The organism is Lachnospiraceae bacterium JLR.KK002, assembly GCA_036941025.1.
GTDB lineage: Bacteria > Bacillota > Clostridia > Lachnospirales > Lachnospiraceae > Petralouisia.
The window spans coordinates 3,031,767-3,048,537 of the sequence record JAYMNP010000001.1; the positions used below are offsets into that span (position 1 = coordinate 3,031,767).

Consider the following 16,771-nt stretch of genomic DNA (forward strand, 5'->3'; position numbering starts at 1 on the left):
ATCTCAGACACCTCCTGTCTTCTGCTCCTTCTGCCCTTTCTTACACTGGTACATCTGTTTATCCGCACGTTCCATGGTATCCTGAAGATTTCCATCCCGATTCCGGTCAAACACTGCGCAGCCTGACGCAATCTGCATATAATCTTTCATCTCCATCTGAATTCCCTTCAGACTGTCCAGCCACCGGCACATAACTTTTTCTTTTTCCTGAAATATCTTCCGTGTAATATGTTCTGAAATCAGGCAGAACTCATCTCCTCCAATCCGGTATATTTCTCCAAATTCTCCGAATACTTCCCGGATAATTTCACTTCCTGTTATAATATAATAATCTCCCATTCCATGTCCGTATAAATCGTTCATCTTCTTCAGATTATTCAAATCGAACATGACAACTGCATATTTCTCCAGTTTATGTTCCGGTATCCCATGGAGATCCGCCTCAAAAATTCTGCGGTTTTTCAGCATGGTAAGCCCGTCCATTTCAGCTTCTTCTCTGATACTTTCGGCTTTTTTGCCAACTTCTATCAGCTCCATGGAATCATCCAGAAACCGGGCTGTCAGAATCAGTATAAAGAGCAGGCATCCGATTCTGGAAAAAGTCGCCACATCTTCGTAAAACCGATAATAATAATTCAGTGCGTCCAGCAGCATGGACCCGCCTATGATACAGATACCGATGATATTGATACACACCCGGCGCTTCCGGGACGCAATCTCTTTCCTTCTCTCAATCAGGAGCTTTCCTCCGTATATCATAGCCGCAAAGATAACAGAGATTCCCGTCAGGTGGGTTACCCATATGGTTTCCCGGTAATCCGCCCATCCAAAAAACTGGAGTACAAAGCTGACTGCAAAGTCCAGAATTCCCATCCAGGCAAAAGCATTCCACAGCCGGCTGCCCTTCACCTGATAAACCACCTGAATAAAACAGACAATCGGCAGCACCATCAGTTTCAGACTCATAAAGGTAATCCGGTTGCACATAAGTTCTCTTCCGAACATCAGGGCCGGCACCTGCGTCTCCATGGTGGACCATACGGCAAAATAAATGGTAAACAGACCCAGCCACTGAATCCCTTCATGAAAATGCATTCTCCTGCCGATGGTAAACCAGCTTATGACCAGCATCAGACCCAGCACCAGCATACTGATACCTATGATCAGAGACATTGTTTTGGTGTTAAGCTGCTGCACCACAATGGCCGACTGGGGGCCACAGGTAAATTCCGGTACTTTTACACTGCCATAATCATAACAGTTCCGAATGCGTATTTCCAGCGTTTTCTTTCCGTATCCCTCCTGCATCTGTACAAAATTCCAGCAGTTTCCCGGTGATTTGCTCTGCACATGTTCCGGAGCCTTTTTCCTGTATACCTGTTTTCCGTCCACAAAAGCAAGTACTTCCTGGTGAGACGTATAAAAACCCACGGAATTTATGGAAATCACATCTTCGTCCAGCTCTTTGCGCAGAATAATCTCTTCTCTGCCTTCCGGTATCGGTATGTTCTCAGGCAATACCGGATATTCCTTCATCCCTTCTTCCGTAATGCAAATCCAGTCTTCATTATACGGTACGGTTCCGGAAATTTCCGTATCATCTCCATTTCCTCTGAAAAAGCAGGTTACCAGAATCACAAAGCAGAGCACAACCGCCACTTCTGCCAGATGTAATCGAAAAACTTTCATCTGCTTCTCCCTTCCGTATTTCTTTTGTCATCACGCTCTCGTTTTTACATTTTAACATACTTTTGTCAAAAGTAAAATACTCACCTGAAAATATGCGAAAGACAGAATACTTCTGGTTACTGTTCACACGTCACCGGATGCCGTTACCGGAACACCCGCAGGGTGTGAACAGTAACTGCTTCTGAATGTCTCCGTATGAGCAAAACTTAAAAGAGAATGCACAGGGCATTAACGTGACACGGTATTTCCTGTAAGAGAAAAAACAGCCGCAAACCTTTGATTCTACTGTAAAAATCCTCAGGTTTGCGGCTGTTATCCGTGAGAGCGATAGACGGGGCTCGAACCCGCGGTCTCGACCTTGGCAAGGTCGCGCGTTACCAACTACGCCACTATCGCAGAAGCGGGTGATGGGAATCGAACCCACGTATCCAGCTTGGAAGGCTGGTGTTCTACCATTGAACTACACCCGCACGGTGATTACTCAGTGTAAATGCCCAGTTCCGGAATCGAACCAGAGACACGAGGATTTTCAGTCCTCTGCTCTACCAACTGAGCTAACTGGGCCTGCTGTTCCTCAGCAACGATATTATTTTACCCGCTAAATACCAAATTGTCAATACCCTTTTTTATTTTTTTGTAACAGTTCAGCCATAGCCTGTAAGACGTGTGAATCATGTTTACATGAATGAACACGTCTTGCCGGCTATGAGCGGAGCGCCCCTTAAGCCTCAGACAAGAGCTGCGGCAGTAGCGGATCCTGCCTGGCAGGCGGTCTGTGGCCTGTCTAAGGGGCACGGGCTGAACTGTTACAGAATACAGCCATAGCCTGCATACTGCTGTCTGCTACCTGCTGGGCACCATGCGGATAATCCTTCCGGCAAATTCGTTAAAGTTCTGGGTCTGCAACACCACTCTTCCTGGCCCGGTCAGTTTGGTCAGGAACAGACCTTCCCCTCCGAAAAAGATGTTTTTCAGCCCCTTCACCGTCTCGATTTCATATTTTATGGACTTTTCAAAAGCAACCACATTTCCGGTATCCACCTTGATTACTTCTCCCGGTGCAAGCTGCTTCTCCACTTTATTTCCATCTATCTCCAGAAATACCATACCTTTGCCGGAAATATCCTGAAGAATAAAACCTTCTCCGCCGAACAGGCCCGCAGATAACTTCTTGGTAAGAGCCACGCTTAACGTTACGCTTTCCTCTGCGCAGAGAAAAGCCCCTTTCTGGCAGATCATGCCTCCGGTTGCTCCCACATCCACAGGAAGGATTTCCCCGGCCACCGTGGAGGCAAAGGCAATCATGGTTCCCGGCCGCTCCGCTTTATAAGTAGCCATAAACAAAGACTCCCCGGAAAACATTCTTCCGATACTCTTTCCAAAGCCGCCCTTCATATTGGAATCCATGGAAACCCCTTCTGTCATCCATGCCATTCCACCGGACTGGGTATACATGGTTTCACCTGCAACATCAAAAAACACCTCTACCGCGGGCATGGTATCGCCCAAAACTTCATATCTCATTTTACCTCTCCTTTACTGTCTGAAAATTTAACTGCCGGCCAGTTCAGATTATGACCTTCTTCTATTATAGTACAGAACGTCCGATTCTTCCACAAAAATTTTGCCCGATTACCTTATTGACCCCTGGATGGAAAAATGCTAATATGAAAATATGTTACATCTTTAACAATCAGAGTGTCAACGGACGCTTCTGACACTTTTATATTTTAATTTCCAGGGAGGGTTTAATCATGGATTACACACAGGAATATGAGCAGAAACTGGTATCTGCAGAAGAAGCTGTAAAAGTCATCAACTCCGGTGACTGGGTAGATTACGGATGGTGCAACGGCACTCCGGATCTTCTGGACCGTGCACTGGCAGAGCGCACGGATGAACTGGACGATATCAACCTGCGGGGTGGCATTCTTTTAAAACCGCTGGCAATCTTTGAACGTGAAGATGCAGGGGAACACTTCACATGGAACTCCTGGCATATGTCCGGTGTTGAACGCAAACTGATTGGCCGGGGCTGCGCATACTATGCTCCAATCCGTTATTCCGAACTGCCCCGGTATTACCGGGAACTGCCCATCCGGAATAATGTCGCCATGTTCCAGGTTGCACCCATGGACAAACATGGATTTTTCAATTTCGGGCCAAATGCTTCTCATCTGACAGCCGTTTGTGAAACTTCCGCCAAAATTATCGTAGAAGTCAATGAAAATATGCCCCGCTGCCTGGGCGGTTTTGAAAACGGTGTACATATTTCCGATGTAGACTTTATTGTACAGGGTGAGAATCCTCCCATCGGAGAGCTGGGTGCAGGCGGACCTGCCACTGAAGTAGATAAAAAGGTAGCTGAATTAATCGTAGAGGAAATTCCGAACGGCGCCTGCCTGCAGCTTGGCATCGGCGGTATGCCCAACGCAGTGGGCTCCCTGATTGCAGAATCTGATTTGAAGGATCTGGGCGTTCATACGGAAATGTATGTGGATGCTTTTGTGGACATTGCAAAAGCCGGCAAAATCAACGGTTCCAAAAAGAATATCGACCGGTTCCGCCAGGCATTTGCTTTCGGTGCAGGTACGAAGAAAATGTACGACTATATTGATGACAACCCGGAATTGTTAAGCGCCCCGGTAAACTATACCAACGACATCCGCTCCATTTCCGCACTGGATAACTTTATGTCCATCAATAATGCTGTGGATATCGACCTGTTCGGCCAGGTAAGCTCCGAATCCTCCGGCATCAAACAGATCAGCGGTGCAGGCGGACAGCTTGACTTTGTACTGGGCGCCTACCTCTCCAACGGAGGCAAGAGCTTTATCTGCTGCTCCTCCACCTTCAAAACAAAAGACGGAGAGCTGAAATCCAGAATCCTGCCCACCCTGCATCCGGGTTCCATTGTTACCGATACCCGTGCCAACATCCATTATCTGGTGACAGAGTACGGAAAAGTAAACTTAAAGGGATTGTCCGCATGGCAGAAATGTGAAGCCATCATTTCCGTCGCACATCCCGATTTCAGAGATGAACTGATTGCGGAAGCAGAAAAAATGCACATCTGGAGAAGAAGCAACAAATAATCCGGATTCTTCTGTTTCATTTCCCCGCGCCGAGCATGGTCGCTTCAGCGACATTATTCCATTCATGCGAGTGCGCATAATTATTTTATCTTACAGGAAATACTTTCACGCATTAGCGTGACACTGTATTTCCTGTAAGATAAACAGACCCCCGCCAGCCTGCTGACGGGGGTTTTGCTATTCGCAGTTTCCTTCTGAAATCCTGCATTCCGCTATTCTTTTATCTTGTCAATATCAGTAAGATTTACACCTGACACCTGAAGTAATGCTTTTATCGTTAAATATTCATCCTTTAACTTTGCATACGTTTCAACAGCATTTTCTTTTCCTGCTAACAGCATATATTCCTGAATTTTTTTAAATCGTCCAGAGCTGCTTTTATAACTTCAATACCTGCCGGCATACAATCACCTGCTTTTCCCGTATAATCACAACTGTTTTGATATGTACATTATATCAAAAACCCTTTCAGGCGTAAAGACTGGCCATCGAGGAAATATCATATCATTTGCTGTTTTTTCCGGAACATAATATAACACACAGTGAAAAACAGTATTCCATAAACAGAAGTTATGGGCACCGCCAGCCCTATGGTAACCAGATTTGCCCCCGGCTGAATGCTGAACAGATAAGACAGGGGAACTCTCACCAGGAAAGATGAGGAAATTCCCTGAATCATCACCGGCATGGTCTTTCCGTGGCCGTTAAAATATCCGATATAGCTGAACACCAGGCAGGTCAGTATTGCTTCCGGACTGAATCCTTTCAGATATTCCGCAGACCTGGCGATGTATTCCGGATTAGACGTAAACAGTGCGGAAGGCACATCTCCCCGGAAAAAACTCAGGGCAAAAATAAATACTCCGATACAGACTCCTGCCGCCATTCCGGTAAGCATTGCCTTTTTTGCCCGATCCTCTTTGCCTGCGCCCACGTTCTGAGCCACAAAAGCAGACATGGACTGCATCAGGGAAGAAGGAATCAGCATGACAAAAGCAGTCACCTTCTGGGCAATTCCATATCCGGAAGAAGCCTCCAGACCGATTCCATTTACGATGGCGCACAGAATCAGAAATGAAATATTCACCAGGAAATCCTGCAGCGCAATAGGAAACCCCAGCTTCAGAAAGGTCTTAATTTCCGGGTGGAATCCGATATCCTGTCTGGTCACAGAAAAGGGAAGCTGCTGCCTGCGGATAATCGCCAGAGATATCACCACGCTGACAAACTGAGCCAGGATAGTGGCCAGAGCCGCTCCCGCCACATTCATATGAAAAACCGCCACAAACAGCAAATCTCCCGCAATATTTACCGCACATGCAATGGCTACAAAAATCAGCGGCAGTCTGGAGTTCCCCAGGCCTCGGAAAATTCCGCTGATTACATTATAGGCAACCACAAAAATCAGTCCTGCGCCGCAGATACGCACATAGGTCGTCGTCAGTTCAAAGGCTTCCGAAGGCGCATTCAGCCAGCCCGCCAGCACAGGTGCAAAAACCAGTAAAAGCAGCATCATGATAACTGTCAGCATCATAAAAAAAGCAATGGCCCCGCCGATTACTTTCCCGATTTTTTCTTCCGCCTTTTCTCCCAGATAACGGCTGATGAGAACCGTAACACCCATGGTCAGACCTGTAATCACAAAAGTAACCAGGTTAATGATATTGCTTCCGGTGGAAACAGCCGAAATCCCTGCGCTGGTGCCGAACTGGCCCACCACCAGAAGATCCACCGCTCCGTACATGGCCTGCAGAACCAGCGCTCCCAGAATGGGTATCATAAATTTTAATAACTTTCCTGTAATGCTTCCCTGTGTAAAATCATCCGATAATTTTCTTTCTTCCATTAAGATTCCTCCTCTCTCTGCTCCAGATTCCGCAGCATTTTCTCCGCCGTACGTTTAAACTGCTCCAAATCCTGCGGAGAAATACCTTTTGTCAGTATGGCTTCTTTCTCCCGGATTTCCTCCTGCAGGCTTTTCCGAATGCTCTCTGCCTTCCCGGTAGCCTGTAAAATCTTATAACGCCCGTCTTTCTCATCGCTGATGCGCCGGATTAATCCTTTTTTTTCCAGTTCCCGCAGCAGTCCCGTGGCAGTGGAAGGCCGCAGGTCAAATTCCTTTTCCACATCCTTCTGATATATCCGGTTATGCTTCCCTTCCAGTAAAATATAACTTAACAGGTTCCCCTGGGCTGTGGTCACTCCGGCCAGCTCCTCCGCTACTCCAAACTGGCGCCGCAGCCGGTTGGATATTTTATTAATATACCTTCCGGCATCCGTCTGAATACTCATAGTTCACCTCCATTTATTTCGGTACCTAACTATTATAAGGAGAAGCCAAACATATGTCAAGGAATTTTTTGCCCGCAAAATGCGCATGGCATGTTTTTTGTAGAAAATTCACACCTTCGGACGTATATGGAAAAACGGCCGGGCAGCGGAAAGAAGCCCTGCCGGAATTTTGGGAAAAGAAAGAAGATTTGCTCATGAACTGTCAGATAACTTCAGGGGCTGCCCTCATCACCGATTCCCGGAATCCGGATGAGGCAGCCCCTTTTATCATTCTATTTTACAGAAAAGCGATAGATGGTTTTCGTGGTAAATATGTCTCCGGCCTTTACCACAGAAGACGGGAAATTCTCCCGGTTTACCGCATTGGGATAAAACTGGGCTTCCAGGCAGAAGCCGCACCTGTCTTCATAGGCCACTCCTCCCTTTCCGGTCTGAGAACCGATAAAATTCCCCGCATAAAACTGCACGCCGCAGGACTCCGTGGAGGCTTCCAGGGCAATTCCCGTTTCTTCGCAGTAAGCATTTGCCATCACTTTCAGTTCTCCCGGTTTCTCACTGAGAACAAAGTTATGGTCAAAACCTCCGGCAAATTTCAACTGGTCAAAATCTGCCTCAATATCCCGTCCAATGGGCTTCATGGTTCTGAAATCCAGAGGCGTGCCTGCCACCGGCGCAATCTCTCCTGTGGGGATGGACACGGCGTCTTTCACCGGCGTATAGCTTTCCGCCAGAATCTGCAATTTCTGATTCAAAACGGGCCCGCTGTCATGGCCTCCCAGGTTAAAATAAGAATGGTTAGTAAAATTCATAATTGTGGATTTATCTGATTTCCCCCGATAACTGATTTCCACCGCGTTATCGTCAGTCAGCGTATAGGTAATCTCCACTTCCAGATTTCCCGGAAATCCCTGTTCTTCTTCGGTACTGAGATGGGCAAAGGTAATACGGTTCGCCGAGGATTCTTTCACCTTCCAGAGGGCCCGCTCAAACCCGTTGGGAGCGCTGTGCAGGCTGATTCCCCTTTCGTCCACAGGAATGGTGCAGGCTGCCCCGTCTATTACCACCTGAGCCCCCTCAATCCGGTTGCAGTTCCTGCCCACGGAAGCGCCGAAATAACAGGTATGGTTCTCATATTCGGCGGCGGAATCATAGCCCAGAACCACATCCCGGAACACTCCCTTTCTGTCCGGTACAAAAACAGACACCAGAGTGGCTCCGTGGTCTGAAACTTTTATCTTCATATGATTTTTATTTTCCAGTATGTACAGAAAAGTCTTTTTCCCCTTCTGATTCAGTCCGAATGCCTGTGTTTCCATGGCTCATTCCCTCCCTTTATGCTCTGCAATCAGCTTATCTGACTTCAGAATATGATTGGACAGCCAGCCAAACAGGAATTCCATCAGTTCCTCCAGATATTCCTGCTGATTCTGGTCAATCTGTTCCAGATCTATTTCCTCCAGTTTCGTCACAAAAGCCTTGTGGGCCATTTTCTGGGCGGGCAGTCCCGGATAACCAATGCCTTCCATATATTCTTCCTCATCCTGGAAATGCTCATTGGTATAATCTCTTAATTTCCCCAGAATTTCCACAATTCTGTCGTATTTATCGTGGAGAAGTTCCGCTTTCACCAGTTCGTTTGCCTCCCCGATAATCTCAAACAGTGTTTCATGCTCTCCGTCAATCAGGGGAATTCCCGTCATGTATTTTTCCGTAAATACACATGGATTATCCGCTGTCTTCCATTCTTCCACGGAAGGCATTTTTCCAATCATAATATCGCTGCTTAAAATATGCTGATAGAGCCAGCGGGTCAGATACTGCAGCAGTTCCTCCAGAGTCTCATGCTGATTTTCCAGTTCATCAATACTGGAGAAATCCAGCACATCAATTTTCTCCCGGAATGCCATATGCTGTTTTTTCTGAATCGTAAGTTCCGGGTCATTGATGGCTGCCATATAGGCTTCCTCATTGGCAAAATGGGTATCCGCATAATTTTTCAGTTCTTCAATTACTTCCATAACCTGATGATATTTATCCTGAAGTATCTGATTTTGCAGCAGTTCCATGGTGCGGTTAATCAGTTCAAACAGCCTCTCATGTTCCTCATCAATCTGCCCAATCCCTGTTAAGCAGTCCTCCGTAAACCGATACATTTTTGTTCTCCTTTCCAAATACCGCGTTTCCTGTACTTCTTAAAGCTTTGCAAGCTGTTCTACCTGCGCAACATCCAGCCCTGTATATTCCGCAATTTTTTCAACAGACAATGCTCCGTCCCGCAGCATTCTGAGAACGATTTCCTTCCTGGTCTCATTTATTCCTTCATTTAAAACTCTGCGTGTTCCTGGTTCTTTTAATGCACTTTTCATACTATCACCTGTACCTTTCTGGTTTCATACTATCATTTCTCCAATGTAAATTCAAGCATATTCCGCTTTTCTTCTCTCTTGAAATTACCTGAAAAATCCGGTAAGCTATAATCATTGAACCTGAACTGCGAATGTGCCATAAAGGTACAGAAAGTTCCGAATTACTGCCGGAACATACAAAAAGCGAGGAAAATTATGAAAAAGACAGAACACTGGCTGCAGAAAACATTTGTGGTCCAGACAGGCGCACTGATATGCTGCGCCCTGTGGGGAAGTGCATTTCCATGTATTAAAATCGGATACGAACTGTTTCAGATTAAAGCCTCTGACACGCCGGCTCAGATTCTGTTTGCGGGATACCGGTTCACCCTGGCAGGCGTCCTTACCATCCTTTTGGGCAGCCTTCTGAACCGGAAACCGCTGCTGCCCAAAACAGCCGGAACCGCCGGCAAAATTATCCGGCTCAGCCTGCTGCAGACGGTCATTCAATATCTGTTTTTCTATATCGGTCTGGCACATACCACCGGAGTAAAAGCCTCCATTATCGAGGGTATGAACGTGTTCGTGGCCATTTTGGTTGCAAGCCTTATCTTCCATCAGGAAACCTTAAGCGGCCTTAAAATTGCCGGATGCCTGACGGGATTTGCAGGGGTGGTACTTGTCAATCTTACCGGCTCCGGCCTGGATATGAACATGAGTCTGCGGGGAGAAGGATTTATCTTTCTTTCCACCATTGCCTATGCCCTCTCCTCAGTATTTTTAAAGCGGTATTCTGAGACAGAACACCCGGTACTGTTAAGCGGCTGGCAGTTTTTCGCCGGCGGAATCACCATGATTCTCTGCGGCAGCGCCATGGGAGGACGCCTGGAACGTATTTCCCCTTCCGGAATGGGAATGCTCTGCTATCTGGCGCTGGTGTCTGCTCTGGCCTATTCTCTGTGGGGGATTCTGCTGAAATACAACCCTGTTTCCAGAGTGGCTGTCTTCGGTTTTATGAATCCGGTATTCGGCGTGCTGCTGTCGGCGCTGCTACTGGGAGAAACCGGACAGGCCTCCGGAATTCAGAGCCTGCTGGCACTGATTCTGGTCTGTATCGGAATTTATCTGGTAAACAGAACCTCACGGCCCGATTCGGAGGACTGATAAACCCGGAAAATTATGTGATATCTTTCATCTGCCGGAACAGCTCCAGATCTGACTGGGTAATTTTCAGGTTGGAGCAGTAGGTTTTGCCTTCCGGCGTGGTGATATTCACTTCAATCAGGGTATCCTCCCTGACGCCTTCTGCGGCAACTGCCTTGATAAATTTGGGAAATTTGGGGTGATTTGCAGTAAATTTCTGCCACGCCCCCATCAGCTGAAACATCTGTGTGGGATTCATTCCTGCCATACTCTTCATCCTTTCCATTTTAATAATTGTAACCTCTGCTCTCAGGCATTCTCATGGCAAATTATACCATTCCGTCCACAATTTTGTAATAAAAATGTAAAATTTTTTTCTGCCATCTTGAAACTCAGAGAAAAAGGGATTATTATTATACGTAAAGCTACAAATTTCCACTGCATCGGATAAATTAATGAAACACACAGGAGGCATTTACCAATGAAATTTCAAAAGTTTTTTGCATTTGCCCTGGGCTGCCTGCTTCTGCTGGAAACACCTGTTACTTCCCTGGCAGCTTCCATTCCATCTCAGGAAACTTCCCTTTCATCTCAGGAGACTGCTGTTACATCTGATTCCTCTCAGGAAACCGCTCCATTCACAGTTATTACCGCCAATCCCCGCGGACGTAAAAATTCTCAGACTCTGAATTTAAAATCAAAGGCTACGGTCTATTTACATAATCCTGTTTATCTGGAGGCAACCGCAGTTCCGGAAGGCAAAATTACCTGGACAACCTCCGACCGGAAAATACTTTCTGTCAATTACAGGGGAAAGCTCATCCCGAAAAAAACAGGCACCGCCACCATTACCGCTTCCTGCAACGGCATGGAAAAAAGCTGCCAGGTTACCGTCCGGCAGCCCTCCGTACAGTTTAAAAAAACTTCTGTTACCTTATTCGAGGAAAGCACATACCGGCTGAAAACCACCGCCCGCCCTTCCGGCCAGGTCAGATGGAAATCTTCTGATTCTAAAATTGCCGCTGTGGACAGCCAGGGGGGCATTACCGGCAAATCCTCCGGTACCGTTACGATTACCGCCTCCGTTCCGGGCGCAAAGGCGGAATGCCAGGTAACAGTCATTAAAAATGACCATGAGCTGAACCGTACCTCCCAGACACTGGTGCAGGGAAACAGCGCCACCTTTTATCTGAGCAATATTTCCGAAAAAGATTCCGTTTCCTTCCAGCTCTCAGGTTCTTCCGGGGATGTGGCAGATATTTCCGCTTCCGGAAACAAATGCAAAGTCACCGCAAAACATCCGGGAACCGTTACACTGAATGCGGTCTGCACCACAGATACAGGCGAACAGAAAGTGACCTGCAAACGCACCTGCGAGATAACGGTAATTGAAAACGGCATTGCCCAGCAGCAGATTGCTCTGGCAGTACATGCCCAGGAAGATCTGAAACTGGAAAACATTGAGAAACCCGGTCTTTCCGTCGAGGCTACCAGGTGGGCTTCCTCTGACCCGGAAGTGGCCCAGGTTCATCCTTCCAATGGAACCGTAACCGGAGAAAAGACAGGAAAAGCGGAAATCACAGCCACGGTAAATTACTCTGACGGCACCTCCGCTGAATTTCCCACTACCGTAAGGATTTCAAATCCACGGCTGCAAACTTCGGCCACCGTATTGTCCATCGGGAAAACACAGCGGCTGAAATTAACCGGAACCACTCCCTACAGCAGTGTAAAATGGAAGATAAAAAAGCCTTCTCTTGCCTCCATCGACCAGGACGGTACTCTGACTGCCGGGACTTCCACCGGGAAAACCACCGTTTCTGTCACCGTGGACGGCAAGACGATTAACCATGAGCTGATTATTACCAACCCTCAGCTTGAAAAGACAAATCAGACCCTGACCGTTGGAAAAAAATCAAAAATAAAACTGAGCGGAATTTCTTCCAAAAGTAAAATTACATATAAATCTCAGAAAAAGTCCATCGTGAAAGTAAGCAAATCCGGAGTTCTCACACCCCGCGCCTCCGGAAATACCGATATTCTGATTACCGCAGACGGCAACACCTTTACCCTTCATGTAAGCGTTGCCTCCAAACGCGCCCTGCAGGCATGTAAGAAAGGCTATAAAATCATCAACAGTTCTTCTTACAGCCAGGCCCGCCGGATGTCGGCAGGCTATTACGACTGCAGCGCTCTGGTATTCCGGGCTTATAACTGCGATGCAAAACTTCTGGGCGGCACCCCTTCCTGGGCTCCTACTGCCGCTTCCATGGCTGCCCATATGGAGCGCACCGGAAAAGTCATTTCCTACAAGGGCCTTGATGCTTCCAGACTGGTGCCCGGAGATTTGATTTTCTATCGGTCACCCGGAAGAGGAAACGGAAGATACCGGAATATTTATCATGTTTCCATGTATTACGGAGATGGTTACCGACTGGAAAAACCCCTGCGGTATTACAGAAAAGAAAGCAATATTGTGATGATTGCAAGACCATTGAAGAAATAGTTTTGTCTTACAGGAAATACTTTCACGCGTTAGCGTGACATGGTATTTCCTGTAAGATAAAAAAGAATGTGCGCAGCGCATTCTCCGCGCGCGGATTGCGCAGCAATAAACTTCAATTTCCGCGAGCTGCGCATAATTGTTTATATCTTATAAGATATAAACAGGATTTTCATTCCTGTCTGTATGATAATATCATAATTCATCTGAAAAAATATCATCTTTCCCAAAATGCTCTATCGGAAGAATAATCTGCTTTAATCCGGCTTTACCCATTATATCATAGAGAGAAGTCCTTGCAAATGACAGCAGCAGTTCAGCACCCTCTGATATAATTTCTTTCTCTGCCTCTTTCTCTGTTAAATCATCCCAACTGAAAATACCTGCCAGCTTCAGAGAAAAATAAAAGGGCAGGCTCTCATTTTCCGGTTCTCCAACCTTAAATCTTATCATTAGCTTTGCCGCTTTATCATTCGGTTCACTGCTCATTGCATATTCAGGTTCCAAACAGACAGGGATATCGTGTTTTCCCGGTTCCCTGTCTGCTTTTTTCGTAAATTTCATATCTATAAGCGATATATCTTCACATTTCACTCTCATTCTCAGACTCCTGCACTTTCCACAGACTCAATAAAAAAGGATTTTTCCTGAAATTTCAAATTTCTTTTTTTGTATTTATCCTCTTCGCCGCTCATTATATCAAAATAATAAATATCATCTTTTATCGGTTCGACAAAGCAAAATTGTTTTCGATTCATACCCGGAAATTTATAAATAATATTGCTGTTACTTCTCTCTGTTCTCCACTATTGTATTTCTGAAGTGAAATGTTTTCATACATCCCTCATGTTCCTGCACTCCCGTTTCAAAACCGAAAATCATAAGATCCTGTACCAGATCAGATACTTTTCCTTCATATTCACAGATCACTGACTTCTTTTTATACATTTCGTCCTGAAGTCTTTCTCTGTAATCTGCGAGACAGGGATTCTCCAGCTTTTCATTTTCCTCCGGCAATTCATCTTCCGGTATATCCTGAAATTTTTTCTTTTCGCAGGATATATTTTCTCCATGTTGATTAATAATGATTACCTCATTGCCGGACATTTTAAATATATCCAGTATGGAAATCTCATTATCCAATAATTTCAGCAGTAAACCTCTGCTCACTTTTGTGAGCATCCATGTATTGTCTATAATCATATCCGTGCACAGACAAAAATAATAAAATTCTTCCCTGTCCCGGCACACAAAAATTATGGGCAGCTTTTCGAATTCAAAAAGCACTTTATCCAAACTCAGATCTCCAATTTCCAAAACATTTTTAAAATATGCTTTCATTAATCACTCTCCTCACAAATTCTGAAATTTCTGACAGCTTTCTTCAGGGCCCCTTCAAAAATCCACCAGTCAATATGTGTTGAATCTGAATAGTCAGAAATCCTCTCAGATGTCCTCTGTACCAGTCCATGAGATGTGCTTCCGGTAAGCAATACCGGATGGGGATACTGCGTCCGCAATCTTACACTTCGTTTCAGGCAATTAATAAATTTATCACAATTCTTTCTGCTGGTGTATACCGAAGTCGAATATGTCCCAATCTCTTCTTCTGAATAGCGATTCGGTATCATTCCTTCCAAAACTTCCTCATAAGTGCTGACAAAGGCTTTTTCCTCTAATTTTCCCCATTTCGCAACTCTGTATACCTGCTGAAAATGTTCTTCCGCGGCCCCGCTTTCCCATATTTTCTTCCTGATTTCTTCCGGTATCACGGAATTTAATTCTTTTGTCCTGTTTCCCTTATCAGTATTCATTTTATCCCACTTTTCTGTCGCTCATTTCAGCTTCAAATCTGCTATTCCCTATTCCAGAATCAGCCTCATACATCCGTACATCCCCGCGTCATTTCCCAGGGAAGCCAGGGCAAATTTCGTATCTGCGCAGGAGGGGAATGCGAATTCCTTAAAATACTGTTCCACAGCTTCCAGCAGAACTTCTCCTGCTTTGGACACGCCGCCCCCGATTACAAAAATCTCCGGGTCTGCCACACAGGCAATATTGCTCAGGGCCCTTCCCAGCAGCCGGGCAAATTTCTCCACAATTTTCTCCGCCAGTTTATCATGCTCTTTGTATGCGTCAAACACAGCTTTGGCAGAAACTTCCCGGACGTGGTCCAGAAGAGATGTTTCATGGCTCTCTGCCAGACTCTCCCTGGCAAGGCGGGTAATCCCTGTTGCGGAACAGTACTGCTCCAGACATCCCTTTCTGCCGCAGTTACAGGAAATGTTTTCATGGGGATTTACCGTAATGTGTCCGATTTCTCCGCCTGCTCCGTGGGCTCCCGCCACAATTTTCTCATCAATAATAATGCCGCCGCCCACGCCGGTGCCGAGAGTTACCATAACCAGACTTTTATTGCCTTTGCCGCCCCCCTGCCACATTTCTCCCAGGGCCGCCACATTGGCGTCGTTTCCTGCCTTTACCGGAACGCCTTCCATCAGGCTTCCCATTTCTTCCGGTATGTTTTTATTTTTCCATCCGAGATTTACACACAAGGGTACGCTTCCGTCCGGCTGTACCGGGCCTGGAAGTCCAATGCCGATTCCCTCGATTTCTTCTTTTCCAATCTTTTTTTCCGCCATTTTTTCCTGAAGGGAAGCAGCGATATCCGGAAGGATGTTTTTCCCTTCCTCACGGGTATCCGTGGGAATTTCCCATTTATCCACAAGGCTTCCTGTGGTTTCAAATAAACCTATTTTGCAGGTAGTTCCCCCGATATCCACGCCAAAACCATATTTTTTCATGCCAGACCTCTCCTTTATCCTGTATATTCCAGCGGGGCAGCGTGCAGCGTAGTGCACGGTACCGTGTGAACAGTAACGCGCAGACGGCAGCCATGCAAATTTGTACGACAACCATATTGCACCTCCGCTGTTTTTATATTATAGTTATACTATACCCCTGCTGCAAATGCAATAGGGGGACACAAACTGACGGAGATGATACCCCATGACTCATATCTTATTAGTGGAAGACGACAAGAGCATTGTGACCAACCTGACAGAATTCCTGCAGAAAGAGGGCTTTGCCATCACATCGGTGGATGGTCAGACCAGGGCTCTGGCTTTGCTTGAGGAATCCGCCGCCGATTTTGATTTAATACTGCTGGATGTTTCCCTGGCGGAAGGCAACGGCTTTGCTGTCTGCCGGGCAGTGAAATCCACCACCGGCCTGCCTGTAATCTTCCTGACTGCCTCCGGAGATGAATACAGCGTTGTCACAGGCCTGGATTTGGGAGCCGACGACTACATTGCCAAACCTTTCCGGCCACGGGAGCTGGTTTCCCGTATCCACAATATTATGCGCCGCTACGGCAAGACAAACACCCTGCTGGAATACCGGAATCTGACGGTGGATGTAAGTCGGGGCACCGTATCCAAAGACGGACAGGAACTTCAGCTATCCGCCCTGGAATACCGGCTTTTGCTGTATTTTATGAATAATAAGGACATTGTTCTTTCCCGCTCCCGGCTTCTGGACGCCCTCTGGGATATGGCGGGAGAATTTGTCAACGACAACACTCTTACGGTATATATCAAGCGGCTGCGGGAAAAAATCGAAGAAGACCCGCAAAATCCCGTGCTGATTAAAACCATCCGGGGTATGGGCTATAAAATGGGAGACTGATATTCACATAAAAAAGA

General features: G+C 46.4%; 17 protein-coding genes and 3 tRNA genes. 4 read left to right on the forward strand and 16 right to left on the reverse strand.

Translation table 11 applies throughout. The features are described from left to right. Positions 1–3: 3 nt before the first annotated feature. From VSQ32_14755 to VSQ32_14775, 5 genes are all read right to left on the reverse strand, one after another. Positions 4–1,689, reverse strand: coding sequence for a GGDEF domain-containing protein (locus tag VSQ32_14755; protein MEH2944088.1), 1,686 nt, complete (start codon positions 1,687–1,689; stop codon positions 4–6). Between the two features lie 323 nt (positions 1,690–2,012). Beyond that, positions 2,013–2,085, reverse strand: a tRNA-Gly gene (locus VSQ32_14760). A gap of 3 nt (positions 2,086–2,088) precedes the next feature. Then, positions 2,089–2,159, reverse strand: a tRNA-Gly gene (locus VSQ32_14765). 21 nt (positions 2,160–2,180) lie between these two features. Then, positions 2,181–2,253 (reverse strand) — tRNA-Phe (locus tag VSQ32_14770). 279 nt (positions 2,254–2,532) lie between these two features. Beyond that, entirely contained in the window at positions 2,533–3,213 is a 681-nt protein-coding gene (locus tag VSQ32_14775; protein MEH2944089.1) for a TIGR00266 family protein, read from the reverse strand. A 230-nt stretch (positions 3,214–3,443) separates the two neighbouring features. Here VSQ32_14775 and VSQ32_14780 point away from each other — a divergent pair, with 230 nt between their 5' ends. Next, positions 3,444–4,784, forward strand: coding sequence for a butyryl-CoA:acetate CoA-transferase (locus VSQ32_14780; GenBank protein MEH2944090.1), 1,341 nt, complete (start codon positions 3,444–3,446; stop codon positions 4,782–4,784). Between the two features lie 212 nt (positions 4,785–4,996). Here VSQ32_14780 and VSQ32_14785 read toward each other — a convergent pair whose 3' ends face one another. The 6 genes from VSQ32_14785 to VSQ32_14810 form a co-directional block, all read right to left on the reverse strand. Then, positions 4,997–5,125: a hypothetical protein gene (locus VSQ32_14785; protein ID MEH2944091.1), complete on the reverse strand. Its 129-nt coding sequence runs from the start codon at positions 5,123–5,125 to the stop codon at positions 4,997–4,999. Between the two features lie 158 nt (positions 5,126–5,283). Further along, the gene (locus tag VSQ32_14790) at positions 5,284–6,630 is read right to left on the reverse strand and encodes an MATE family efflux transporter (GenBank protein MEH2944092.1); all 1,347 of its coding nucleotides are present in this window, start codon (positions 6,628–6,630) and stop codon (positions 5,284–5,286) included. Further along, positions 6,630–7,076, reverse strand: coding sequence for a MarR family transcriptional regulator (locus tag VSQ32_14795; GenBank protein MEH2944093.1), 447 nt, complete (start codon positions 7,074–7,076; stop codon positions 6,630–6,632). The genes VSQ32_14790 and VSQ32_14795 overlap by 1 nt, the downstream gene beginning before the upstream one ends. A gap of 272 nt (positions 7,077–7,348) precedes the next feature. Next, positions 7,349–8,392 (reverse strand): aldose epimerase family protein, encoded by a 1,044-nt coding sequence (locus VSQ32_14800; protein ID MEH2944094.1) that lies wholly within the window; start codon positions 8,390–8,392, stop codon positions 7,349–7,351. A 3-nt stretch (positions 8,393–8,395) separates the two neighbouring features. Continuing rightward, positions 8,396–9,229 (reverse strand): bacteriohemerythrin, encoded by an 834-nt coding sequence (locus tag VSQ32_14805; protein ID MEH2944095.1) that lies wholly within the window; start codon positions 9,227–9,229, stop codon positions 8,396–8,398. Positions 9,230–9,268: 39 nt separating this feature from the next. Next, positions 9,269–9,442 carry a hypothetical protein gene (locus VSQ32_14810; GenBank protein ID MEH2944096.1) on the reverse strand — a complete coding sequence of 58 codons (174 nt, stop codon included), beginning with the start codon at positions 9,440–9,442 and terminating at the stop codon, positions 9,269–9,271. A 195-nt stretch (positions 9,443–9,637) separates the two neighbouring features. Between VSQ32_14810 and VSQ32_14815 the strand changes: the two genes are divergently transcribed. Beyond that, entirely contained in the window at positions 9,638–10,585 is a 948-nt protein-coding gene (locus tag VSQ32_14815; protein MEH2944097.1) for an EamA family transporter, read from the forward strand. A 13-nt stretch (positions 10,586–10,598) separates the two neighbouring features. On the opposite strand, the gene VSQ32_14820 is transcribed toward VSQ32_14815, so the two are convergent. Continuing rightward, entirely contained in the window at positions 10,599–10,832 is a 234-nt protein-coding gene (locus VSQ32_14820) for a hypothetical protein (protein ID MEH2944098.1), read from the reverse strand. A 213-nt stretch (positions 10,833–11,045) separates the two neighbouring features. On the opposite strand from VSQ32_14820, the gene VSQ32_14825 reads away from it, so the two are divergent. Next, the gene (locus tag VSQ32_14825; protein MEH2944099.1) at positions 11,046–13,070 is read left to right on the forward strand and encodes an Ig-like domain-containing protein; all 2,025 of its coding nucleotides are present in this window, start codon (positions 11,046–11,048) and stop codon (positions 13,068–13,070) included. Positions 13,071–13,262: 192 nt separating this feature from the next. On the opposite strand, the gene VSQ32_14830 is transcribed toward VSQ32_14825, so the two are convergent. The 4 genes from VSQ32_14830 to VSQ32_14845 form a co-directional block, all read right to left on the reverse strand. Then, positions 13,263–13,667 (reverse strand): protein-export chaperone SecB, encoded by a 405-nt coding sequence (locus tag VSQ32_14830; protein MEH2944100.1) that lies wholly within the window; start codon positions 13,665–13,667, stop codon positions 13,263–13,265. Positions 13,668–13,853: 186 nt separating this feature from the next. Beyond that, positions 13,854–14,408, reverse strand: coding sequence for a hypothetical protein (locus VSQ32_14835; protein ID MEH2944101.1), 555 nt, complete (start codon positions 14,406–14,408; stop codon positions 13,854–13,856). Then, positions 14,408–14,881, reverse strand: coding sequence for a hypothetical protein (locus VSQ32_14840; GenBank protein MEH2944102.1), 474 nt, complete (start codon positions 14,879–14,881; stop codon positions 14,408–14,410). The genes VSQ32_14835 and VSQ32_14840 overlap by 1 nt, the downstream gene beginning before the upstream one ends. Positions 14,882–14,929: 48 nt before the next feature. Next, positions 14,930–15,871 (reverse strand): ROK family glucokinase, encoded by a 942-nt coding sequence (locus VSQ32_14845; protein MEH2944103.1) that lies wholly within the window; start codon positions 15,869–15,871, stop codon positions 14,930–14,932. A 205-nt stretch (positions 15,872–16,076) separates the two neighbouring features. Here VSQ32_14845 and VSQ32_14850 point away from each other — a divergent pair, with 205 nt between their 5' ends. Further along, positions 16,077–16,754: a response regulator transcription factor gene (locus VSQ32_14850; GenBank protein MEH2944104.1), complete on the forward strand. Its 678-nt coding sequence runs from the start codon at positions 16,077–16,079 to the stop codon at positions 16,752–16,754. Positions 16,755–16,771 lie beyond the last annotated feature (17 nt).